18 protein-coding genes are annotated in these 21794 nt (G+C 68.3%); 5 read left to right on the top strand and 13 right to left on the bottom strand.

Features of this window, described 5'->3' with window-relative positions; all coding sequences use genetic code 11:
* Window positions 1-310: 310 nt before the first annotated feature.
* The 4 genes from test1122_RS20060 to test1122_RS20045 all read right to left on the bottom strand — a co-directional run bounded on the left by test1122_RS20060 (window position 311) and on the right by test1122_RS20045 (window position 5177).
* Window positions 311-910 carry a GTP-binding protein gene (locus test1122_RS20060; RefSeq protein WP_232270548.1) on the bottom strand — a complete coding sequence of 200 codons (600 nt, stop codon included), beginning with the start codon at window positions 908-910 and terminating at the stop codon, window positions 311-313.
* Window positions 891-1298: a DUF742 domain-containing protein gene (locus test1122_RS20055; RefSeq protein WP_232270547.1), complete on the bottom strand. Its 408-nt coding sequence runs from the start codon at window positions 1296-1298 to the stop codon at window positions 891-893. The genes test1122_RS20060 and test1122_RS20055 overlap by 20 nt, the downstream gene beginning before the upstream one ends.
* Before the next feature lie 66 nt (window positions 1299-1364).
* Window positions 1365-1778 carry a roadblock/LC7 domain-containing protein gene (locus tag test1122_RS20050; RefSeq protein ID WP_232272005.1) on the bottom strand — a complete coding sequence of 138 codons (414 nt, stop codon included), beginning with the start codon at window positions 1776-1778 and terminating at the stop codon, window positions 1365-1367.
* 9 nt (window positions 1779-1787) lie between these two features.
* Window positions 1788-5177 carry a sensor histidine kinase gene (locus test1122_RS20045; RefSeq protein WP_232270546.1) on the bottom strand — a complete coding sequence of 1130 codons (3390 nt, stop codon included), beginning with the start codon at window positions 5175-5177 and terminating at the stop codon, window positions 1788-1790.
* A 549-nt stretch (window positions 5178-5726) separates the two neighbouring features.
* Between test1122_RS20045 and test1122_RS20040 the strand changes: the two genes are divergently transcribed.
* Window positions 5727-5888 carry a hypothetical protein gene (locus test1122_RS20040; RefSeq protein WP_232272091.1) on the top strand — a complete coding sequence of 54 codons (162 nt, stop codon included), beginning with the start codon at window positions 5727-5729 and terminating at the stop codon, window positions 5886-5888.
* 310 nt (window positions 5889-6198) lie between these two features.
* On the opposite strand, the gene test1122_RS20035 is transcribed toward test1122_RS20040, so the two are convergent.
* The 3 genes from test1122_RS20035 to test1122_RS20025 all read right to left on the bottom strand — a co-directional run bounded on the left by test1122_RS20035 (window position 6199) and on the right by test1122_RS20025 (window position 9794).
* Window positions 6199-6417, bottom strand: coding sequence for an acyl-CoA carboxylase epsilon subunit (locus test1122_RS20035; RefSeq protein WP_422397023.1), 219 nt, complete (start codon window positions 6415-6417; stop codon window positions 6199-6201).
* A gap of 30 nt (window positions 6418-6447) precedes the next feature.
* Window positions 6448-8031, bottom strand: coding sequence for an acyl-CoA carboxylase subunit beta (locus test1122_RS20030; RefSeq protein WP_232270544.1), 1584 nt, complete (start codon window positions 8029-8031; stop codon window positions 6448-6450).
* Window positions 8032-8351: 320 nt separating this feature from the next.
* A complete protein-coding gene (locus test1122_RS20025) occupies window positions 8352-9794 on the bottom strand; it encodes a cytosine permease (RefSeq protein ID WP_232270543.1) in 1443 nt (480 codons plus the stop codon).
* 172 nt (window positions 9795-9966) lie between these two features.
* Here test1122_RS20025 and ureA point away from each other — a divergent pair, with 172 nt between their 5' ends.
* From ureA to test1122_RS20005, 4 genes are all read left to right on the top strand, one after another.
* Window positions 9967-10653: an urease subunit gamma gene (gene ureA / locus test1122_RS20020; RefSeq protein ID WP_232272004.1), complete on the top strand. Its 687-nt coding sequence runs from the start codon at window positions 9967-9969 to the stop codon at window positions 10651-10653.
* The gene (locus tag test1122_RS20015) at window positions 10650-12389 is read left to right on the top strand and encodes an urease subunit alpha (protein WP_232270542.1); all 1740 of its coding nucleotides are present in this window, start codon (window positions 10650-10652) and stop codon (window positions 12387-12389) included. The genes ureA and test1122_RS20015 overlap by 4 nt, the downstream gene beginning before the upstream one ends.
* Before the next feature lie 105 nt (window positions 12390-12494).
* Window positions 12495-13556, top strand: coding sequence for an agmatine deiminase family protein (locus test1122_RS20010; protein WP_232270541.1), 1062 nt, complete (start codon window positions 12495-12497; stop codon window positions 13554-13556).
* Window positions 13557-13582: 26 nt separating this feature from the next.
* Window positions 13583-14212 (top strand): TetR/AcrR family transcriptional regulator, encoded by a 630-nt coding sequence (locus tag test1122_RS20005; protein WP_232270540.1) that lies wholly within the window; start codon window positions 13583-13585, stop codon window positions 14210-14212.
* 6 nt (window positions 14213-14218) lie between these two features.
* Here test1122_RS20005 and cimA read toward each other — a convergent pair whose 3' ends face one another.
* The 6 genes from cimA to pruA form a co-directional block, all read right to left on the bottom strand.
* Window positions 14219-15823 (bottom strand): citramalate synthase, encoded by a 1605-nt coding sequence (gene cimA / locus test1122_RS20000; RefSeq protein WP_232270539.1) that lies wholly within the window; start codon window positions 15821-15823, stop codon window positions 14219-14221.
* A 456-nt stretch (window positions 15824-16279) separates the two neighbouring features.
* Complete coding sequence (locus tag test1122_RS19995) at window positions 16280-17383, bottom strand: branched-chain amino acid aminotransferase (protein WP_232270538.1); 1104 nt, start codon at window positions 17381-17383, stop codon at window positions 16280-16282.
* A 207-nt stretch (window positions 17384-17590) separates the two neighbouring features.
* Window positions 17591-18634, bottom strand: a complete 1044-nt coding sequence (locus tag test1122_RS19990; RefSeq protein WP_232270537.1) for a 3-isopropylmalate dehydrogenase — start codon at window positions 18632-18634, stop codon at window positions 17591-17593.
* Window positions 18635-18703: 69 nt separating this feature from the next.
* Window positions 18704-18832 carry a hypothetical protein gene (locus test1122_RS26605; RefSeq protein ID WP_277879860.1) on the bottom strand — a complete coding sequence of 43 codons (129 nt, stop codon included), beginning with the start codon at window positions 18830-18832 and terminating at the stop codon, window positions 18704-18706.
* 206 nt (window positions 18833-19038) lie between these two features.
* Window positions 19039-19758 carry an HAD family hydrolase gene (locus test1122_RS19985; RefSeq protein WP_232270536.1) on the bottom strand — a complete coding sequence of 240 codons (720 nt, stop codon included), beginning with the start codon at window positions 19756-19758 and terminating at the stop codon, window positions 19039-19041.
* A 349-nt stretch (window positions 19759-20107) separates the two neighbouring features.
* The gene (gene pruA, locus test1122_RS19980) at window positions 20108-21739 is read right to left on the bottom strand and encodes an L-glutamate gamma-semialdehyde dehydrogenase (protein WP_232270535.1); all 1632 of its coding nucleotides are present in this window, start codon (window positions 21737-21739) and stop codon (window positions 20108-20110) included.
* Window positions 21740-21794 lie beyond the last annotated feature (55 nt).

Here is a 21794-nt window from a genome sequence, read left to right as displayed (position 1 = left end):
CCAAACCTCTCGGCTTCGGCACGTCGTCCTCGAGGTGCCGTAACTACTGCTGAGTTAAGGGAATTTCAGCACGTCGGGGCGGTGCTTTCCAAACACTTGAAAGTGCGACCGCTGGCCGGAACGACTACCCGAAAAAACGGGCATTTACGTTCGCTTGACAGCAAAAGCCAGGAGAAACGTGTGCAGAGGGGAGTGGCCTGCTCGCCGCCCGTGGCCACGGCACTTCAATTGTCTGTCGAAATGTTATGAACGCTCAGGCGGGACGTGTGCTGAAGCACACAGCCCCGCCCGCGTCCGTCCCCGCGGGTACCTAGCGAAGTCTGGCCAGCAGCGCATGCTCTACGAGCTGGATGAGCGCGCCCTTGGCGTCCGCGCGATGGCGGGCGTCGGTGATGATGATGGGCGCCTCCGGGCCGATCTGAAGCGCTTCGCGCACTTCTTCCGGGCGGTATGGCTGGTGGCCGTCGAAACCGTTGAGCGCGATCACAAAAGGCAGGCCGCTGTTCTCGAAGTAGTCGACCGCCGGGAAACAGTCCGCCAGGCGTCTGGTGTCGACCAGGACGACCGCGCCGATAGCACCACGGACCAGGTCATCCCACATAAACCAGAAGCGGTCCTGACCGGGCGTACCGAAGAGATAGAGAATCAGGTCGTCGTCGAGCGTGATCCGGCCGAAATCCATCGCCACGGTCGTGGTGGTCTTACCGCCGGTGTGCGTGAGGTCGTCGATGCCCGCCGAGGCGGACGTCATCACGGCCTCGGTACGCAGCGGATTGATCTCCGACACGGCGCCCACAAAGGTCGTCTTGCCCACACCGAAGCCACCCGCCACCACGATCTTCGCGGAGGTGGTGGAGCGGGCCGGGCCCGCGCCATATGCCGTGTGGGGGCTAGAGCTTGCGAAGTCCACTGAGCACCCTTTCGAGCAGCGTCACATCTGGGGCACCGCCGGACTCACCGCTGCCGCCGGGCTGGTGGATGGCCACCATCCCGGCTTCGGCGAGGTCGGCGATAAGAATCCGGGCCACCCCGAGCGGTATCGCGAGCAGTGCCGAGACCTCCGCGACGGACTTCACCTCACGGCACAGATGACAGATGCGCTGGTGCTCAGGGAGCAGACCTTGCAGCTGTACCGGTTCGGCACTGGTGCTGACCAGCGCCTCGATGGCGAGCTCATAGCGCGGCCGGGTCCGGCCGCCGGTCATGGCATACGGGCGCACCAGCGGCTGGTCGCCTTCGTCGACCCCGTACGGTGCTTGATGACCGTACGGGTCGGGTGAGGCGGGCGGCGTGGTCATGGCTCCTCCGAGCGAGGCATAAGGTCGGCGAGGCGGACTGTAATGCTCATGTGGGGGGAGCGCGGGCTAGTTAAGCAGGCTTCCTTGCAGTTCGGCACGGAGGTCCGGAGTAAGGACGGTACCCGCCCGGTCCACCAGAAGGGCCATCTCATATCCGACCAGACCGATATCGGCGTCTGGATGAGCGAGTACGGCCAGTGAGGAGCCGTCCGAGATCGACATGATGAAGAGGAAACCACGTTCCATCTCCACCACGGTCTGGTTCACACTACCGCCCTCGAAGATCCGCGAGGCGCCCGCGGTCAGCGAGGTCAGCCCGGAGGCAACCGCCGCCAGCTGATCGGCACGGTCCCGTGGAAACCCCTCGGACATCGCCAGAAGGAGGCCGTCGGCGGAGACCACCACTGTGTGCGACACCCCCGGGGTGTGGTCCACAAAGTTGGTGATCAACCAGTTCAGATTCTGCGCCGCCTGGCTCATCGGACTCAACTAACGCTCCTGCTGGTAAGTGGGGCCGGAGCCCCGATCATTGCTGCCGGGGTCGCCGGCCTGACGGCCCTGTTGGATTCCCCTGCGGAGGTTGGTCAGACGGCCACGCACATCACCGGGCGCACGCGAGACCTGGGGGCCACTCGGCGTTGTTGACTGCTGCGGAGCGGTCTGTGCGGTGCCCGCGACCAGGTTGGCACGGGGCACCCGGCGCGGCAGTCCGGAGGTGGTGACCCCACCGGCCGCGGGCTGGCGGAGCTGTTCGGCCCGGCGCCAGCGCTCATCGTTGGGCGACGCCTGCCAGTTGCCCGCGGACCGGGTCTCCTCAGCGGCCCGAGGGGACCCTGCGGAGCCGCTGGGACCGGCGGGCGCAGCTGATGGCGCAGCCGAAGGCTCCGGCTGCTGACTGCGTTCCGGCTGCTGCTGGTTACGGCTGGAGCGAGCGCTGAACCAGCTCGTCTCCATCTCCTCGAAGATCGGCGTCCGGGCGCTGTCCGCATTACCCGGGGCCACAGGCCTGTCCAGCTCGGTGGTGTCATCGAGGCGGGCCGGGACGGACGGCTGCGGGTACTCACCCGTGTCGCTGTGCTGTGGCTGCTGCGGGATGTCCTGCCGTGGGGCGCGGGCCGGCGCGCCGCTGGAGGCGCCGGTGAATCCGGGCCGGGCGAACTCCCCGGTGGACTCGGGTTCTTCATGGCCGCGCGGGGTGTCGGCCCCCTCGCGGTCCCGCTGCTCCGGGGCCGGGCGGCCGGAGGCACCGGCCCAGCTCGGGCGCTGGCTGCCCGCCCGGTTCCCGGTCGGTGCCGGGGGTCCGGGGCTCGGCTCGCGGGGCGGGAGCTCGCCGACGGGTTCGCTGTCGCGTGCGGGCAGCTGCGGCGGGCGGCCGCCGGCGGTGCCGGTCGGCGCGGGAGCGGGAGCCGGCGGGGTGGGAGCGGGCAGGGTCGGGGACGGGGGCGGGGCACTCGGGGCGCCCGCACCGTGGCGGGGCGGCGGGCCGGCGCCGGGGCCACGGCCGTTGACGCCGGGACCGCTTGGGGCGCCCGGGCCGCCGGGGCCACCGAAACCGCCCGGGCCACCCCGGTCGGCGCCGGGCAGGGCGGGGCGCTGGTCGCCGCTGGGCACCTGGCCACGGGTCGGCAGGGCGCCGAGACGGCTCGTACCGGACGGGGCGCCGGAGCCCTGTGGCTCGCGCTTGAGGGTGGCGGCGGCCGGCGGGGCACCGCCGGGGGCGCCCATACCGGCGCCGGGCTTGCCCTTGACGCCCTGGCCGCTCTGGGCGACATCCACCGGCAGCATGACCAGCGCGGTGGTGCCACCGGAGTCGGAGGGGCGGAGCTGGATACGGATGCCGTGCCGCAGGGACAGCCGGCCAACCACGAACAGGCCCATGCGCCGGGAGACCGACACATCGACGGTCGGCGGGTTGGCCAGCCGCTCATTGATCGCGGCCAGGTCCTCGGGCGAGAGCCCGATGCCGGTGTCGTGGATCTCCACCAGGACACGGCCGTCGGGCAGCGCGTGACCGGTGACCTTGACCTTGGTCTGCGGCGAGGAGAACGAGGTGGCGTTCTCCAGCAGCTCGGCGAGGAGGTGCACCAGGTCGTTGACGACCCGGCCCGCGACCTCGGTGGTCGGGACGGCGCTCAGCTCAATGCGCTCGTACTGCTCCACCTCGGAGGCGGCGGCGCGGAGTACGTCCACGAGCGGGACCGGCCGGGTCCAGCGGCGGCCCGGCTCTTCACCCGCGAGGACGAGCAGGTTCTCACCGTTCCGGCGCATACGGGTCGCGAGGTGGTCCAGCTTGAAGAGCGAGGAGAGCTGGTCCGGGTCGGCCTCGCGGGACTCCAGTTCGGAGATGAGCGAGAGCTGACGCTGGATAAGGCCCTGGCTGCGGCGCGAGAGGTTGGTGAACATCGCGTTGACGTTGCCTCGCAGCAGCGCCTGCTCACTGGCGAGGCGGACCGCCTCGCGGTGCACGTCGTCGAAGGCCGTGGCCACCTTGCCGATCTCGTCCCGGCTGTGCACACCGACGGACTGGACGGTGGTGTCGACCTCCTGCGGCTCGGACTCCGAGAGCTGCTTGACCAGCTCGGGCAGCCGCCTGCGGGAGACCTCCTGCGCGGTGTCCTGCAGCCGCCGCAGCGAGCTGACCATGGAACGGGCCACAACAAAGGCGCCGACGAGCGAGATACCGAGGACCAGCAGGATGACGGCACCGTTGAACAGGGCGGCTTGCTGCGACTCCGAGCGCAGCTCTCGGGCCTGCTGCTCCATCTGGGTGAGCAGCGTCTTCTCGATCTTGGCCATCTCGTCGATCTTCGTACGGTCCTGGTCGTACCAGTCCATGTACGAACGTTTCTCGGCCTTGATCCCGTCGGGGCTCTTGAAGACGCGGGAGGCGTATTCGTTGGCGGAGGTGATGTTGACGATGCCGCCGTCGAGGGGCTTGGTGAGCTCGGCGGCCCGGTCACTCTGGTAGATGACGTTGAACCGGCTCATGGCCGCGCGCTCGTTGTCGAGCGCGATCTTGCCGTAGCGCCGGTCGTTCTCGGAGAGCTTGGGTCCGCTCTTGGGGGCGAGACCGGCGCTGATGACGGCGCGCTGGATCGACGCGTACTCCTTGGCGGTGGAGAACGCGGCGAGCGCCCGGGTGCTCCTGACCATCTCCGGGTTGCTGGTCGCCTGCGCCATGTCCTGGGAGAGGGAGAGCAGCGAAACGATCAGGCGGTTGTACTCACCGACGGTCTCGGCGATGGCGGCCGGGTTCTCATAGGCCCGTTCCCGGATGTTCTTGATCGTGTTGAGCTGGCGGCCGATGTCGATGATCGTCGACTGGACTCCGACGAGCAGCTCATCGCCGCCCGCGGTCAGGTCTCCGGTGGCCTCGTTGAAGGACTGCTTCGCCTTGTCGGTCTTCTCCCGCGGCCCGACGACCGTGTCGTCCTTGGCATTGCCGTGCGCGGTCAGCGGCCCGGCCGAGCGGTCGCGCTCCTCCTGGAGCGCGGCGGCCAGCTCAGTGGCCTGCTGGGTCATCTCGGTGAGCAGCTTCATGTTCTCCAGCTGCTCGACCTCGCCACGGGCGTCGACGATCCGGAAGGCGCCCAGGGTCGTCGCGGCCACAACGGGCAGCGCGAGGAGGGAAACAAGGCGGGTACTGATGCGCCAGTTGCGCAGCGCCAGCCGAGACCCCGGCCCGCTGGGCTCCTTCGGACCTACGGCGCTGTCCGCGCTGCCATCCGATTGCCCCTTGGAGCTGGCGCCGCCGTCAGCGTCATGGACGACCGCCGGCCGACCCTCCCGCGCGCGCTGGGCAGAGGAGCCGCGGTCGGTTGCCCCGCGCAGCTCCGGGTCCCCCGCAGCGCTGCCATCCCTCTTGAAACGTCCCTGCACTAGCGTCGCAACCTCTGGACCAGGCGTCCCTCCGCGTGAGCGGGGGACGGTATCGAGTCAGGGAGATACAAGACCTCCCCAACGGTCGTGAGTGACCGGCGCGTCTCCTCGTCACCACCGCGCGGCGCTGCATCTGCGCCCCCACGCGCCGGCTGATGTCCTGCGGCGGTCCGTGAGATTCCAGCACAGTGCCGGATCTCCAACAAGGGCCACGTATCAGGCTGTGACACGCGTGACGCTATGCGGATACGAAGTAACAGCCGGTGAAAACAAACGCCCCTGATATCGGACTTTCAATCACGAGTCGGTCAGGTGTGCGCACTGCCCCAGTAGCGACACCAGGGAGCGGAATACGCACTTCGGTCCGACAATGTCCGTTTGGTCGCAGGCAATTGACCTACCGTTATGTTCCTTTTGCCCGCAGCCTGGTGAGGAAACTCACAGGGTCTCGATTGTCTGTATCGACCACCCGGTGGGAAAGGGCTCTACTCTCTGGATTTACATCAGGTACGAATTAGACAAGAGGCATGCCCCGAAGTGAAGACGACCATGATCATGCGCAACATAGCCAACCCTGAGCGCACCACCCTGGCCCACCTCACGGATGCCGAAGAGCTCACCGCCGAGCAGCAGGAGCATGACGCGGAACTCCCGCCGGTGACTGCGAATCCGCGTCGTACGACCCTGATGGAAGCCCCCGCACCGAGCTGACCCCGGGTCACCCAGCGGTATCCCCAAACCCGGCCCCTTCCCGGCTGTACCGATTTGCGGCTCCGCCGCGTGGGGGCTGCCGCCCCCAGACCCGCCCACCCGTGTTGTGGGCACTCGCAGCCCCGCGAGGGGCTGTGGGTGGGCACAACCCCCGGCCACCAGCCCGCACCCGGCCACCCCCGGGGCCCCGGGGCGCAGCCCCGGTTACGGGAAGGGGCGGGATACGGGGAAACCCACCCACGGCACCCCCGCAGCCGGGCGGAGCCCCGCCCCGCATCGGGGCCCGCCGCGCAGGCCACACGCGACGCCGTTAAGAAGAGGTGCCCTGCCAGCTGTGCGGGGCCCGGAAGCCCGGTGTGCGCTCAAGGCGGCGCCAGCCCGCAACGGTAGGGCCGGGCCGGGCATCCCGCCGCGCGCCCTGGCCACTGGCCGCACGGGCCAGCAGCAGCGCTGTGACGGCGGCCAGCTCCTCATCGCTGGCCTCGCCCTTCTCCACCCGGACGAGGTTGGCGGTGTCAGTCGTGCTCACAAGGCTCTCCATTAATGCAGCTCATGCTGCTTACTGCGGCGGGTTGCCGTGCTTACGGGATGGCAGGTCTGCGTGCTTCGTGCGGAGCATGGCCAGCGAACGGATAAGAACCTCACGGGTCTCGCCAGGGTCGATGACGTCATCGACCAGGCCGCGCTCCGCGGCGTAGTAGGGGTGCATCAGTTCGGACTTGTACTCCTTGACCATCCGCACCCGCATGGCCTCGGAGTCATCGGCCGCGGCGATCTGCTTGCGGAAGATGACGTTGGCGGCGCCCTCGGCGCCCATCACCGCGATCTCGTTGGTCGGCCACGCATAGGTCAGATCCGCTCCAATGGACTGGGAGTCCATCACGATGTACGCACCGCCATACGCCTTCCGCAGCACTACCGAGATCCTGGGCACGGTCGCGTTGCAGTACGCGTACAGCAGCTTCGCGCCATGCCGGATGATCCCGCCATGCTCCTGATCGACACCCGGCAGAAAGCCGGGCACATCCAGCAGGGTCACGATCGGAATGTTGAAAGCATCACACATCTGGACAAAGCGCGCAGCCTTCTCAGATGCCTCGATGTCCAACACTCCGGCCAGTGACTGCGGTTGGTTGGCGACGATGCCGACCACCTGACCGTCCAGACGGGTGAGCGTACAGATGATGTTCGTCGCCCAGCGCTCATGGATCTCCAGATACTCGCCGTCGTCGACGATTTCCTCGATCACCTTGCGCATGTCATAGGGCCGGTTGCCATCGGCGGGGACCAGTTCCAGCAGCGCGTCCGCGCGGCGGTCGGCCGGGTCCTCCGTCAGCACCGTGGGCGGGTTCTCCCGGTTGTTCTGCGGCAGCAGCGAGAGCAGATACCGCACCTCTTCCAGGCAGGTCTCCTCGTCGTCGTACGCGAAGTGCGACACACCCGAGGTGCCCGCGTGGACATCCGCGCCGCCCAGCCCGTTCTGCGAGATCTTCTCGCCGGTCACCGCCTGCACCACATCCGGGCCGGTGATGAACATCTGTGAGGTGTCCCGGACCATGAACACAAAGTCCGTCAGCGCCGGTGAGTAGGCCGCACCGCCCGCGCACGGACCGAGCATCACCGAGATCTGCGGGATCACCCCCGACGCCTTGGTGTTGCGCTGGAAGATTCCGCCATATCCGGCCAGCGCCGAGACGCCTTCCTGGATACGGGCGCCCGCACCGTCGTTCAGCGACACCAGCGGAGCGCCCGCCGCGATCGCCATGTCCATAATCTTGTGGATCTTGGTGGCGTGGGCCTCACCCAGCGCCCCGCCGAAGATCCGGAAGTCATGCGCGTAAACGAAGACCGTCCGGCCGTGCACGGTTCCCCACCCGGTGATCACGCCATCGGTGTAGGGCTTCTTCGACTCCAGCCCAAAACCGGTCGCCCGGTGCCGGCGCAGCGTCTCGACCTCGTTGAAGGATCCCTCATCCACCAGCAGGTCGATCCGCTCACGCGCGGTCAGCTTCCCCTTCGCATGCTGGGCCTCGGTAGCGCGCGCGCTCGGGCCACGCCGGGCTTCCTCACGGATGGCGTGCAGCTCAGCCGTACGGCCTCGTGCGTCAGTCGCCGCGGCTGAGGTCTGAAGCAGATCGGTCATGTATAGACCCTACGAAACCCGCGCCCAGAACACCCTCGTCGGATTCGTACAGTCTCCGCCGCCATTTCATGGCTGCGCTGGACAGAACCAGCACTCCCCCGGCTCAGTCGAGCAGCGAAGCCTCACACCTGAGCGGCGCCACGCTGTGGGGGTCCTACAGTACGACGCCGTCTGCTCGTTACCGGAGGTTAGGCGAGCGTTACGGCACAGGTCAGCATATGCGCCGTGGCCGTATACCGAATGGTCATGGAGCGCTGTCTCCGCACCGGGCCGGTGCGGGGACAGCGCTCCATGGTGCCCAATACCTTCGCAACGGGTTGTCAGACGGCCGCGGGGGCCTCTTCCGCCGTCGGCGTGGCCGGGGCCGGGGCCGGGGTGGCACCGGCGGGACGCTCCCGGGAAGCGATCAGGAAGAGGACGGCCGTCACCGCGGCGGAGAGCAGGAAGCTGAAGTCGAGGCCACCGAGCGGCTCAACCAGGGGGCCGGTGTACAGCGGGGTGTCCACAGCGAACAGGCCCACCGCCGAGCCCACCGTCCACGCCACGGTGGCCCGTGGGTTCCATCCGGCGCGGTACCAGTAGGCGCCGCCGTGCGCCCGGCGGTTGAGCACCTGGAGCGCTTCGCTGTCGTACTCGCCACGGCAGCGGATGTATCCCATCAGAACGATGACCGCCCAGGGCGTACCCACCGCGGTCAGCAGCAGCACAAAGGACGTCATCGCGTCCTGTGCGTTCCAGACGAAGTGGCCGAAGAAGACCATTGCGGTGGAGATCACGGCGACCGCGTAGGTGGCCTTCGTACGGGTGGTGCGCGGCATGATCGCATCCAGGTCGAGACCCATGGAGTAGAGCATCAGACCGGCATTGCCGATCGATCCGGCGGACGCGGCGAGCAGCAGCGGTACCAGGAACCAGAAGGGCGCCCCGGCGACCAGCGGACCGGCGTAGTCTTCGTACGCCCCCACGGCGAGGGCGGTGAAGGTGCCGAAGAGCTGGGGGATGGACAGACCGACGACAAGGCCGACGCAGGTGGCGAGCCAGACCTTGCGCGAGGAGTGGCGCCCCGGCGAGATGTAGCGGGTGTAGTCGCCCAGCAGCAGGATGAAGGCGATCGGGCCGCTCAGTCCGGCGGCGACGGTGGACAGCGCCCAGGTCGGCCAGAAGCCGCCGAGCAGATACTCGCTGCCTTCCGGTGCCGCGGTGGTGAAGTCGGGCGCGTAGGCGAAGATGCCGACGATCAGGAGCAGGGTCATCCCGATGGCGAGCACGCGGCTGATTCTCAGCAGCAGCCGGTAGCCGTAGATGGCGGCGAAGGCGGTGCAGCCGGCCAGCAGTGCGTAGATCACCGCATAGCCGGTACCGGTCTCCGGCATTCCCACCAGCCTGCCCAGCGAGGCGACCATCGCCTCGCCGCCGACCCACAGGGTCAGCGCCGAGTAGCCGAGCGAGAGCAGCAGGCCGATCACCGAGCCGATGAGCCGGCCGCGCACCCCGAACTGCGCCCCGCTGCTGGTGGACAGATTGGTCGCGGTGCGCAGGGAGACCAGAGCGAGCGGCGCGACGAGGAAAGTGCCGACCAGGGTGCCCAGGAGCAGTGAGGTGACCGAGGGCCAGAAGCCCAGGCCGAAGGAGACCGGCAGCCAGCCGAAGATCACGACGCCCAGTGCGAGATTCGAGCCGAGCAGAAAGCTGACGATGTCGCGCGGCCGACTGGTGCGTTCCTCGTCCGGGATGGTGTCGACGCCGTATTGCTCGATCTGCATAGCGGTACTCCCTGGGGACACGGGGGTGAGTATTTTGAGCGGCACTCAAAGCATTGAGCTTCACTAAATGTGAGACCCGCCCCTTCTCAGGTCAAGACTTCCGCAAGAAGTCATTGAAGGTTTAGAGTGATGCTCTAACCGATGGAGCAAAGAGCGGGAGGTGGAGAGCCCGATGCGGCTGACCCCGACGGAGCGCGACCGGCTGCTGCTGTACGGCGCCGCCGAGCTGGCCCGGGCACGGCGGGCCCGTGGGCTGCGCCTCAATGTGCCCGAAGCGACCGCGCTGATCGCCGACACGGTCTGCGAGGCCGCCCGGGACGGGCTGCGGCTCGCGGAAGCGATCCAGGCCGCCCGCGATGTGCTCGGTCCCGACGATGTGCTGCCCGGGGTCGCCGATGTGATCACCGAGGTCCATGTCGAGGCGGTTTTTGAAGACGGCTCACGGCTCGCTGTGGTACCCGAGCCGATTGGTGCCGCGACGGTGGACGGACCGGGCGCGGTACTGCCAGGGCCCGCGGCAGCGGAGCCCGAGCCGGAGGTGACGCTGACGGTGCGGAACACCGCGTCCGTTCCCGTCAGCGTCACCTCGCACTTTCACTTCTTCGAGGTCAACCCCCGGCTGCACTTCGACCGAGCGGCGGCTTACGGCATGCGGCTGTGTGTACCGGCCGGTTCCTCGCTGCGTTTTGGCCCCGGTGAGACGGTCCAGGCCCCGCTGGTGCCGATCGGCGGCGACCGGATCGCGATCGGCTTCGCCGGACTGGTCGACGGACCACTGGACGCGCCGGGCGCGCGGAAAGAGGCGCTGCGACGGGCGGCCGCCTGCGGATATCTGGGAGCGGAGGGACCGGCATCATGACCAGCGACCCCCACGGCTGTACTTCTCATGGGCAGAACGCCCAGACCCCCTATGCCTCCGTGCACGGCCCACGCGCCGGGGACCGGGTGCGGCTGGGCGACTCCGGGCTTGTCGTCCGGGTGGAGTCCGACGCCCAGAAACCGGGCGATGAGTTCCTGGCGGGCTTCGGCAAGACAGCCCGGGACGGGCTGCACCTCAAGGCCGCCGCGGCCAGCGAGACCTGCGATGTCGTCATCAGCAACGTGCTGGTCATCGACGCGGTGCAGGGCATCCGCAAGGTGTCGATCGGCATCCGTGAGGGTCGTATCCACGCCATCGGACGGGCCGGGAACCCGGACACCCTGGACGGGGTGGATGTGGTCGTCGGCACCGGCACCTCGATCGTCTCCGGTGAGGGGCTGATCGCCACCGCCGGTGCGGTGGACACCCATGTCCATCTGCTGTCACCGCGGATCATGGAGGCCTCGCTGGCCTCCGGTGTGACCACCATCATCGGGCAGGAGTTCGGCCCGGTGTGGGGCGTCGGCGTCAACTCCCCCTGGGCACTGCGGCACGCCTTCAACGCCTTTGACGCCTGGCCGGTCAATATCGGCTTCCTGGGCCGTGGTTCCTCCTCGGACCCGGCACCGCTGACCGAAGCCCTCGCCCAGGGCGGGGCCTGCGGCTTCAAGGTGCACGAGGACATGGGCGCCCACCGCCGCGCCCTGGACACCGCGCTGCGGGTCGCCGAGGAGCACGATGTCCAGGTCGCCCTGCACAGCGATGGCCTCAATGAGTCCCTCGCGGTCGAGGACACCCTCGCGGTGCTGGACGGCCGGACCATCCACGCCTTCCATATCGAAGGCTGCGGCGGCGGCCATGTGCCCAATGTGCTGAAGATGGCGGGCGTCCCCAACGTCATCGGCTCCTCCACCAACCCCACGCTGCCCTTCGGGCGGGACGCGATCGCCGAGCACTACGGCATGATCGTCTCCGTCCACGATCTGAAGACCGATCTGCCCGGTGACGCGGCGATGGCCCGGGACCGGATCCGCGCGGGGACGATGGGCGCCGAGGACGTCCTGCACGATCTGGGTGCCATCGGCATCACCTCCTCCGATGCCCAGGGCATGGGGCGCGCGGGTGAGACCGTACGCCGTACGTTCCAGATGGCCGGGAAGCTCAAGGCCGAGCTGGGTCCCCTCCTTCCCCAGGACGGGGAGCCCGGTGACGGGGAAGGCGACGACAACGCGCGGGTGCTGCGCTATATCGCCAAGCTCACCCTCAACCCGTCGATCGCCCACGGTCTGTCGCATGAGATCGGCTCCATCGAGGTGGGCAAGCTGGCCGACATCGTGCTCTGGCAGCCCGCCTACTTCGGGGCGAAGCCCCAGCTGGTCCTGAAGTCCGGCTTCCCCGCCTATGGCGTCACCGGCGACCCCAACGCCGCCACCGACACCTGCGAACCCCTCGTCCTCGGCCCGCAGTTCGGTGCCTACGGCGCCACGCCCGCCGATATCTCGGTCGCCTTCGTCTCACGGGCCGCCACCGAGCAGGGCGCCGACGGGATGCTCACCCGGCGCCGCCGGGTGGCGGTGCGCGGCACCCGTGGCATCGGCCCGGCGGACCTGGTGCACAACTCCCGCATCGGCGAGGTGCGGGTGGATGAGCGCAGCGGGCTGGTCACCCTCGACGGCGACCCCCTGCGCTCCGACCCGGCCGAGAGCGTCTCGCTGAACCGCCTGTACTTCCTGTAATCCCACTCAGCCTGTAATCCCGCCGTCTCTCCCACTCAGCCTGCTTCTGGCCCGTTTCCGGCCTGCTTTCCTGCCTGCTTACTGACCCCGAAGGACGCGACACCCATGTCGACCCCTGCCGCCGACGGCTTCCGAATGCCCCCCGAGTGGGCGCCGCACGACCGCACCTGGATGGCCTGGCCCGGCCCCAACCCCACCTTCGATACCGAGGAGGCGCTGGCCGAGGCCCGTACCGCCTGGGCGCGTGTCGCCCGTGCGGTCCGCCGCTTCGAGCCGGTAAGCGTCGTGGCCTCCCCCGACCAGGCGGCCATCGCACGCCGGCACCTCGGCTCCGGGATCGAGGTCATCGAGCAGCAGGTCGACGACGCCTGGATGCGCGACATCGGACCGACCTTCGTCACCGGTGGGGGCACCGCCCAGGCCGCCAGGGCTGGGAGCGGCCAACTGGCCGCCGTGGACTGGATCTTCAACGGCTGGGGCGCCCAGCCCTGGGCCCGCTGGGACCACGACGCCAAGATCGGTGCCCAGGTGGCAAACTGGGCCGACGCCCGTACGTACGCCTCTTTGCTGGTCAACGAGGGCGGCGGCATCCATGTCGACGGCGAGGGCACCGTCCTGCTCACCGAGACCGTCCAGCTCGATCCCGGCCGTAACCCCGGCTGGGCACATGAGCAGATCGAGGCCGAGATCCATGCGCACCTCGGCACCCGGAAGGCGATCTGGCTGCCCTGTGGGCTCACCGCCGACTACGGACAGTTCGGCACCCGTGGCCACGTTGATCTCGTCGCCGCCTTTGTCCGGCCCGGCCTGGTGGTCGCCCACAGCCAGCCCGATCCCTCCCACCCGGACCATGACATCTGCCGGGAGACGGTGAAGCTGCTGCGGGCCTCCACCGATGCCAAGGGCCGCCCGCTGGAGGTGGTGGAGCTGCCCGCGCCGACCATCACCGAGGTGGACGGGGAGCTCGTGGACTACTCGTATGTGAACCACTACCTCTGCAACGGAGGCGTGGTGCTGTGCGGCTTCCAGGACCGGATGGATGAGCACAACGCGGGAATCTTCCGCAGACTCTTCCCCGACCGCACGGTGACGCTCGTCGACGCGCGTACGATCTTCGCCGCGGGTGGCGGTATCCACTGCATCACCCAGCAGCAGCCGAAGGTCTGACGGCGTAACGCATGGAGGAGCCCGCATTGCCAGATCGTTCCGGGGGGCATGCCCGGCGGGAGAACCGACCCCGCCGTCCCGCCCAGCCACGGGAGCAACTGCTGGCCGCCGCCATGGCCACCATCGCCGAGTACGGTCTGGAACGGCTCACCATGGCCGGGCTGGGCCGCCAGGTCGGGATGAGCAGCGGCCATCTCCTCTACTACTTCAAGACCAAGGATGAGCTGCTGCTCCAGACACTGCAGTGGAGCGAGGAGCAGCTGGGCGTTGAGCGCCGGGCCGCCCTGGCCCGGCAGGTCCCGGCCCGGGAGCGGCTGGACATACTGGTCGACCTCTACCTTCCCAACGGTCCCCGGGACCCCGCCTGGGCGCTCTGGCTGGAGGTCTGGAACCGCTCGCAGTGCGCCGACGACGAAGTCCGCTCCCGCCAGCTGGAGCTGGAGCTGGCCTGGCACCGCGATCTGGTGGCGCTCTTCGTGGAGGGCGCGGCGCGGGGCGAGTTCAAGGCGGTCGACGCTGACCGGTTCGCCACTCGCACCCGCGCCCTGCTGGACGGCTTCGGCACCCATCTGGTGGTGGGGCTGCCGGGTCTGGACCGGGACATAGTGCTCGCCCATGTCAGGGACTACTTCAACGAGTCCCTGATGGCGAGCTGAGCCGCCCTACTCGCTGGGCTGCACCCCAGCCCGCAGCAGCCCATAGGTGTAGGCGTCGTCCAGGGCCTGCCAGGAGGCGGCGATGACGTTGTCCGCCACCCCGACCGTGGACCACTCCGTGGTGCCGTCGCTGGTGGAGATCAGCACCCGGGTGGTCGACTCGGTGCCGTGGGTGCCGGGCAGGATCCGTACCTTGTAGTCCACCAGCGACAGCCGGGCCAGCTCCGGGAAGATCCGCTCCAGCGCGACACGCAGCGCCCGGTCGAGTGCGTTGACTGGGCCATTGCCCTCGCCGGTGGCGACGACACGCTCGCCCTTGGCCCACAGCCGTACGGTCGCCTCATTGGCGTGGGTGCCGTCGGGGCGGTCCTCGATGATCGCCCGCCAGGACTCCAGCCGGTAGTACCGCGGTGCGCCGCCGCCCTGCACCTCATCCCTCAGCAGCAGTTCGAAGGAGGCGTCGGCGGCCTCATAGGTGTACCCCTTGAGCTCCTGCTCCTTGACCTTCTCAACGATCCGGCCGACCAGCTCCCGGTCGCCGGTCAGGTCATAGCCCAGCTCCTTGCCCTTGAGCTCGACCGAGGCGCGGCCCGCCATGTCGGAGACCAGCATCCGCATGGAGTTACCGACCTGATCGGGGTCGATGTGCTGATACAGATCCGGGTCGATCTTGATCGCGGAGGCGTGCAGCCCGGCCTTGTGCGCGAAGGCCGAGACCCCGACGTACGGCTCATGGGTGGACGGGGTGAGATTGACGACCTCGGCGATGGCATGCGAGATACGGGTCATCTCCGGGAGCGAGCCCGCCGGGATGACCTGCTTGCCGTATTTGAGCTGAAGCGCGGCGACGACCGGGAAGAGATTGGCGTTGCCGACCCGCTCGCCATAGCCATTGGCGGTGCACTGCACATGCGTGGCACCGGCGTCCACGGCGGCGAGGGTGTTGGCGATGGCACACCCGGTGTCGTCCTGCGCGTGGATACCCAGCCGGGCACCGGTATCGGCGAGCACCGTCCGTACGACCGCGTGCACCTGCGCGGGAAGCATCCCGCCATTGGTGTCACACAGCACGACCACATCGGCGCCCGCCTCATACGCGGTGCGCACGACCTGCTTCGCGTACTCGGCGTTGGCGTGGTAACCGTCGAAGAAGTGCTCGCAGTCGACGAAGACCCGACGGCCCCGCTCCCGCAGACAGGCGACGGTGTCCCGCACCATCGCCAGGTTCTCCTCCAGCGTGGTGCGCAGCGCCAGCTCCACATGCCGGTCGTGGGACTTGGCCACCAGGGTGACGACAGGCGCGCCGGAGTCGAGGAGCGCCCGCACCTGTGGATCGTCCTCGGCGCGCGCCCCCGCCCTGCGGGTGGCACCGAAGGCGACGAGCTGGGCGTGCTTGAAGTCGATCTCCGCCCGGGCCCGCTCGAAGAACTCCGTGTCCCGTGGGTTCGCGCCGGGCCAGCCGCCCTCGATAAATCCCACGCCGAACTCGTCCAGGTGGCGGGCGATGGTCAGCTTGTCGGAGACCGTCAGGTTGATCCCCTCACGCTGGGCGCCATCGCGCAGCGTGGTGTCGAAGACATGGAACGAATCGTCGGGGGCATCGGTGGTCATGCTGCTCTATCTCCTACGAGAAATGAGTGGATCCGGAAGGCATGGCTCCACTTGTCCCCATCATCCCGCGCGCTCCCGCCTCCGGCGTAGATGGGCCGGAAAACGAAAAAACCTCTCGCGGGTGCGAGAGGTCTGCGCGCGGGTCTGGGACATGGTGTCCGCCACCGCATAGGGGTTCATGCGATCAGCGGTCACTGCGGACCGGCGCGCTGTCACCAATAATCATGGCAAACGAGAGCACGAAGGCAGTCTTGCACATCAGCCTCGCGGGCCACGGCATGTCTCACGATTCGGACTTACCGCCGTACCTGAGCGCTGCCCGCGCTGGTCTCCGGCCCCTCATGCAGCCGGTCAAGCCGGCAGCGGCGGCGGCCCGGGCGTCCGCATGGCCGTACCAGAATGCGCGCAGTCCGCCACCGCCGCGTGACGCGCGGCGGTGGCGGACTGTCGAAGACATCAGCCGAGTCTGTGCATCCAGCCGTGCGGGTCCGCCGCGCGGCCGTTCTGGATGGCGAGCAGTGCCTCGCGGAGTTTCATGGTGATCTCGCCGGGCTGACCGTCGCCGACCGTCCACTCGCCGCGGGCCGACTTCACCGAGCCGACCGGGGTGATAACGGCCGCGGTACCGCAGGCGAAGACCTCGGTGATGGCCCCGCTGGCGTTGCCCTCACGCCAGTCGTCGGTGGAGATACGGATCTCCTCGGTCGCGTAGCCCATATCAGCGGCGATCTTCAGCAGCGAGTCACGGGTGATCCCCGGAAGCAGGGTGCCGGTCAGCTCCGGGGTCATGACCTTGGCATCCGCACCGCTGCCCTGCACGAAGTACAGGTTCATGCCGCCCATTTCCTCGATCCAGCGGCGCTCGATCGCGTCCAGCCAGACCACCTGATCGCAGCCGTGCGCGGCAGCCTCGGCCTGGGCGACCAGGGAGGCGGCGTAGTTGCCCGCGCACTTGGCCTCGCCGGTGCCACCGGGGGCGGCACGGACGTACTCCTCGGAGAGCCAGACGGAGACCGGCTTGATGCCGCCGGGGAAGTAGGGGCCGGCGGGTGAGGCGATCACCATGAAGAGGTATTCGTTGGCGGGCTTGACGCCGAGACCGACTTCGCTGGCGAACATGAAGGGGCGCAGATAGAGGGACTCCTCGCCGACACCCGGGACCCATGCCTTGTCCTGCTGGATGAGCAGATCGCAGGCCTCGATGAACGTCTCGACGGGCAGTTCGGGCATGGCAAGGCGACGGGCGGAGTTCTGGAAGCGCCTGGCGTTGGCGTCCGGGCGGAAGACGGCGACCGAGCCATCGTCCTGACGGTAGGCCTTCAGCCCTTCGAAAATCGACTGCGCGTAGTGCAGCGTCATATTCGCCGGGTCCATCTGCAGCGGCGCGTACGGCTCAAGCTGCGCGTCGTGCCAGCCACGTCCCTCGGTCCACTTGATGGTGACCATGTGGTCCGTGAAGTGGCGGCCGAAGCCGGGTTTGGCGAGCACCGCCTCACGCTCCGCGTCCGCCAGCGGCTGAGCGGAGGGCTTGAGGTCGAAGTCGATACGGGGCGTCGTCATGGGCGCGTCCTTCACTGATGTGGTGTGGCGGACCGCTCACGTACTAGGACGTCCGAGCTTTTCCTCGCGACGCGGCCCCACGTCCGATTATCGCTCGTGGGGTGCCGCGCGGAACACACGGGTGGCGGCCCTGGGATAGATGGTCGCACCCAACCGCCAGGTAGCACAGCCACCGGGCGCTTGGGCGGCCCGGCGCTGTGCGCCGGGCTAGCTCGCTACTCGTACCGCGAGGGCGTCACCGATCTCATCGGTGGTGCGTGGCGCGGCGCCGTCCCGCCCGGCGAGGTCCGCGGTGACCGCGTCCTCGATACGGGCGGCCTCGGCGTCGTAGCCCAGGTGCCGCAGCAGCAGCGCGACGGAGAGGATCGTCGCGGTGGGGTCGGCCTTGCCGGTGCCCGCGATGTCCGGGGCGGAGCCGTGCACCGGCTCGAACATCGACGGGAAGTCCCCGGCCGGGTTGATGTTGCCGGAGGCGGCGAGGCCGATGCCGCCGGTGATGGCGGCGGCGAGGTCGGTGAGGATGTCACCGAAGAGGTTGTCGGTGACGATCACATCGAAGCGCGCGGGGTCGTTCACCAGGAAGATCGTCGCGGCGTCGACATGCAGATAGTCGGTGGTGACCTCGGGGTACTCCTGGCCGACCCGGTCGAAGATGTTCTTCCACAGGTGCCCGGCGTAGACGAGGACGTTGTTCTTGTGTACCAGGGTCAGCTTCTTACGCGGCCGGGCGTTGGCCCGCTCGTACGCGTCGCGCACCACCCGCTCCACCCCATAGGCGGTGTTAAGGCTGACTTCGGTGGCCACCTCGGCGGGGGTACCGGTGCGCAGGCTGCCACCGTTGCCAACGTACGGGCCCTCGGTGCCCTCCCGGACGACGACAAAGTGGATCTCCGGGCGGCCCGCCAGCGGGGTGGCCGTATTGGGGAAGAGCTTCGAGGGGCGCAGATTGACGTAGTGGTCGAAGGCGAAGCGCAGCTTCAGCAGCATCCCGCGCTCCAGCACCCCGGAGGGCACGGACGGGTCTCCGATGGCGCCCAGCAGGATGGCGTCATGCGCCTTGAGCTGCTCCAGCTCAGCATCCGGAAGAGTCTCCCCCGTGGCGTGCCAGCGCCTGGCACCGAGGTCGTACTCCTTGCTCTCCAGCTTGACGTCCTGGGGAAGTGCCGCGGAGAGGACCTTCAGGCCCTGGGACACGACCTCCTGGCCGATACCGTCGCCGGGAATCACTGCGAGATTGATGCTGCGCGCCATGGGCCGGACACTACTCCCCGTCCCATGAGATGACACGCTCCGTCCGTCATGTGGACGAGGGAAACGGGCTCAGTGACCGGTGGCGCCGCCGTTGTCGCGACGGTCCAGCGCACGCTGCAGCGCAGCGGCAGCGTTCTTCCGGTCGGCATCGTTCGTACGGGCGGTATGGCGGGCGCGACGGCGGGCGGTGTCATCCATGGTCAAGGCTCCTTCAGCAGACAAACCCCGAGAAGAAATGCGGATTCATACATGCCGCAAGGGGCGGGGGCACACGGTGCGGCAGGGGTCACCTGCGACAGAGCACCGCGCCTCATCCGCCGTTCGCTGGATGGAGCGAGACGTTCGGCTGCTACCAAGGTAAGAGCGAATCGCTGTGATGTCTCGCTAATTAGTTGGCCTTCCTACTATCTGAGACGAAGGCCACTCGGAAGCGGTGCTGACTTGGCCAGCACCGCGGGCAGCTCAGCAAGATCGGTGATCCGGCCCGCCCGCTCACCCCCGCCGGTGCACGTACGGTCCAGCCAGACCCCCAGCAGCCCCGCCGCCTCGGCCCCTTGGGCGTCGGTGTCGAGCTGATCGCCCACATACGCGACCTCACCCGGCGCCAGACCCATCGCTGTACAGGCCGCCTGGAAGGCCTCGGCGGCGGGCTTGGCGCACCGGATCTCATCGGCGCAGACCAGCACCTCAAAGCGGTCCCGGATGCCAAGGGCGCGCAGCTTGCGCTCCTGGTTCACGGCCGAGGAGTTGGACAGCACCCCATGGCGGTAGCCGTCAGCGAGCGCGTCCAGGGCGGGGACCACATCGGGGAAGAGCGTCCACGCCGCCTCGTAGTGCGCGATATACCGCCCAAACCACGCGTCGGCCTCCGCGTCCGACATCGTCTTACCGAGAAAGCCTCGCGCGCGCTCCCTGCGATGTTCCATAAAGCCCAGCTCCCCCGCGAGGAAGCGGGCGAACTGTTCTTCCATCACCACCCGCCACCGCTCCAGCGCGGCCTCCGCCGAGGCGTACTGGGTGAGCAGCCCCTCATCCGTGAGATGGCGCAGGGCCCCCGCCCGGTCGGACCCGGTGTAATCGAAAAGGGTGTCGTCGACATCCCACAGCACGGCTCGGATCGGCACCCCTCGACGATACCGACAGCCAAGGCCCGCCACCCCAGAACGGAACAGCGGGCCTCAGACATCCGACGCTAAGTCACCCAGAACAGGGTGGCAGCCCCCAGACGAGGGCCGTAACCCCCAAGACCGGGACCCGTAGACCACTGGGGTGCCCTGCGACCCCGGTCCCCAAGACCGGGGGTCGCAGCCACCCGGAAGCAGGGCAACGGGCTCAACCCCGCAAGGCAACCCACCACCGCCAGCAACCACGACGACTTCGCCCACCCCGGAGCGGGGCAACAGGCTCAACCCCGCAAGGCAACCCACCACCGCCAGCAACCACGACGACTTCGCCCACCCCGGAGCGGGGCAACTACGTCATGTGGGGGTACCGGTAGTCCGTCGGGGCCACCTGGGTCTCCTTGATGGCGCGCGGCGAGATCCAGCGGAGCAGGTTGAACTTCGAGCCCGCCTTGTCGTTCGTGCCGGAGGCACGCGCGCCGCCGAAGGGCTGCTGGCCCACGATGGAGCCGGTGGGGCGGTCGTTCAGATAGAAGTTGCCCGCGGCGAAGCGGAGCTTCTCGGAGGCCTTGGCGAGTACCTGCCGGTCCTTGGCGAGGACGGCGCCGGTCAGGGCGTAGGCGGAGGCCGACTCCATCTGCTCCAGCATCTCGTCGAACTTCGCGTCCTCATAGACATGCACCGCGATGATCGGGCCGAAGTACTCCTTCTTGAAGACCTCGTTCTCCGCGTCGGAGCACTCGATCACCGTCGGACGGACGAAGTAGCCGACGGAGTCGTCGTAGGTACCGCCCGCGACGATCTCGCAGCTCGGGTCCGCCTTGGCCCGGTCGATCGCCGCCTTGCTCTTGGCGAAGGCACGGTCGTCGATCACGGCGCCGATGAAGTTCGAGAGGTCGGAGACATCTCCCATGGGGAGGCTCTCCGTCTCGGCCACCAGCTCGTCCTTGAAGCCGCTCTCCCAGATGGAGCGCGGGATGTAGGCCCGCGAGGCGGCCGAGCACTTCTGGCCCTGGTACTCAAAGGCGCCACGGGTGATGGCGGTTTTCAGGATCGCCGGGTCGGCGGTCGGGTGGGCGACGATGAAGTCCTTGCCGCCGGTCTCACCGACGATGCGCGGGTAGGAACGGTAGCCCGGGAGGTTCTTACCGACCTCTGACCACAGGTGCTGGAAGGTCTTGGTGGAGCCGGTGAAGTGGATGCCCGCCAGCTCCGGGTGCGGCAGGGCGACCTCGGAGACCTCATAGCCATCGCCCGTCACCAGGTTGATGACGCCCTTGGGCAGGCCCGCCTCCTCCAGGAGCTCCATCAGGAGCACGGCGGCGTGGGTCTGGGTCGGCGACGGCTTCCACACGACCACATTGCCCATCAGCGCCGGTGCGGTGGGCAGGTTGCCCGCGATCGCGGTGAAGTTGAAGGGCGTAATCGCGTAGACGAAGCCCTCCAGCGGGCGGTGGTCAAGGCGGTTCCAGACGCCCTTCGGCTGGATGGGCGGCTGCTCCTGCAGCAGCTCACGCGCGAAGTGCACATTGAAGCGCCAGAAGTCGATCAGCTCACAGGGGGCGTCGATCTCCGCCTGCTGGATGGTCTTGGACTGGCCCAGCATGGTGGAGGCGGCGATCGTCTCGCGCCATGGGCCGGACAGCAGCTCGGCGGCCTTGAGGATGATGGCCGCGCGGTCGTCGAAGGACATCGCACGCCAGGCCGGGGCAGCGGCCAGCGCGGCGTCAATCGCGTCCTGGGCGTCCTCGCGGGTGGCGTTGGCGTAGGTGCCCAGTACGGCCTTGTGGTTGTGCGGCTGTACGACGTCGAAGCGCTCACCGCCACCCATCCGCTTCTCCCCGTTGATGGTCATGGGGAGCTCAATGGGGTTCTCGGACAGCTCCTTGAGCTTCTTCTCAAGGCGAGCGCGCTCCGCACTGCCGGGTGCGTAGGTGTGCACCGGCTCGTTGTACGGGGCGGGGACCTGGGTCACAGCGTCCATGGTTCTTCTCCTTCACCGATGTGGCGGTACTGATTCGTCATGAGGCGCCGTCTGT

Source organism: Streptomyces gobiensis (assembly GCF_021216675.1).
In the GTDB taxonomy this organism is placed as follows: Bacteria; Actinomycetota; Actinomycetes; order Streptomycetales; family Streptomycetaceae; genus Streptomyces; species Streptomyces gobiensis.
Note: the sequence above shows the minus strand (reverse complement) of the source record. Positions and strands in the feature narration are given on the sequence as shown.

What these genes read in the sequence shown, in the direction of transcription:
- test1122_RS20055 (WP_232270547.1), bottom strand. Translation starts at nt 1,298, where the DNA reads ATGACCACGCCGCCCGCCTCACCCGACCCGTACGGTCATCAAGCACCG.
- test1122_RS20050 (WP_232272005.1), bottom strand. Translation starts at nt 1,778, where the DNA reads ATGAGCCAGGCGGCGCAGAATCTGAACTGGTTGATCACCAACTTTGTG.
- test1122_RS20040 (WP_232272091.1), top strand. Translation starts at nt 5,727, where the DNA reads ATGATCATGCGCAACATAGCCAACCCTGAGCGCACCACCCTGGCCCAC.
- test1122_RS20030 (WP_232270544.1), bottom strand. Translation starts at nt 8,031, where the DNA reads ATGACCGATCTGCTTCAGACCTCAGCCGCGGCGACTGACGCACGAGGC.
- test1122_RS20025 (WP_232270543.1), bottom strand. Translation starts at nt 9,794, where the DNA reads ATGCAGATCGAGCAATACGGCGTCGACACCATCCCGGACGAGGAACGC.
- ureA (WP_232272004.1), top strand. Translation starts at nt 9,967, where the DNA reads ATGCGGCTGACCCCGACGGAGCGCGACCGGCTGCTGCTGTACGGCGCC.
- test1122_RS20015 (WP_232270542.1), top strand. Translation starts at nt 10,650, where the DNA reads ATGACCAGCGACCCCCACGGCTGTACTTCTCATGGGCAGAACGCCCAG.
- test1122_RS20010 (WP_232270541.1), top strand. Translation starts at nt 12,495, where the DNA reads ATGTCGACCCCTGCCGCCGACGGCTTCCGAATGCCCCCCGAGTGGGCG.
- cimA (WP_232270539.1), bottom strand. Translation starts at nt 15,823, where the DNA reads ATGACCACCGATGCCCCCGACGATTCGTTCCATGTCTTCGACACCACG.
- test1122_RS19995 (WP_232270538.1), bottom strand. Translation starts at nt 17,383, where the DNA reads ATGACGACGCCCCGTATCGACTTCGACCTCAAGCCCTCCGCTCAGCCG.
- test1122_RS19990 (WP_232270537.1), bottom strand. Translation starts at nt 18,634, where the DNA reads ATGGCGCGCAGCATCAATCTCGCAGTGATTCCCGGCGACGGTATCGGC.
- test1122_RS26605 (WP_277879860.1), bottom strand. Translation starts at nt 18,832, where the DNA reads ATGGATGACACCGCCCGCCGTCGCGCCCGCCATACCGCCCGTACGAAC.
- pruA (WP_232270535.1), bottom strand. Translation starts at nt 21,739, where the DNA reads ATGGACGCTGTGACCCAGGTCCCCGCCCCGTACAACGAGCCGGTGCAC.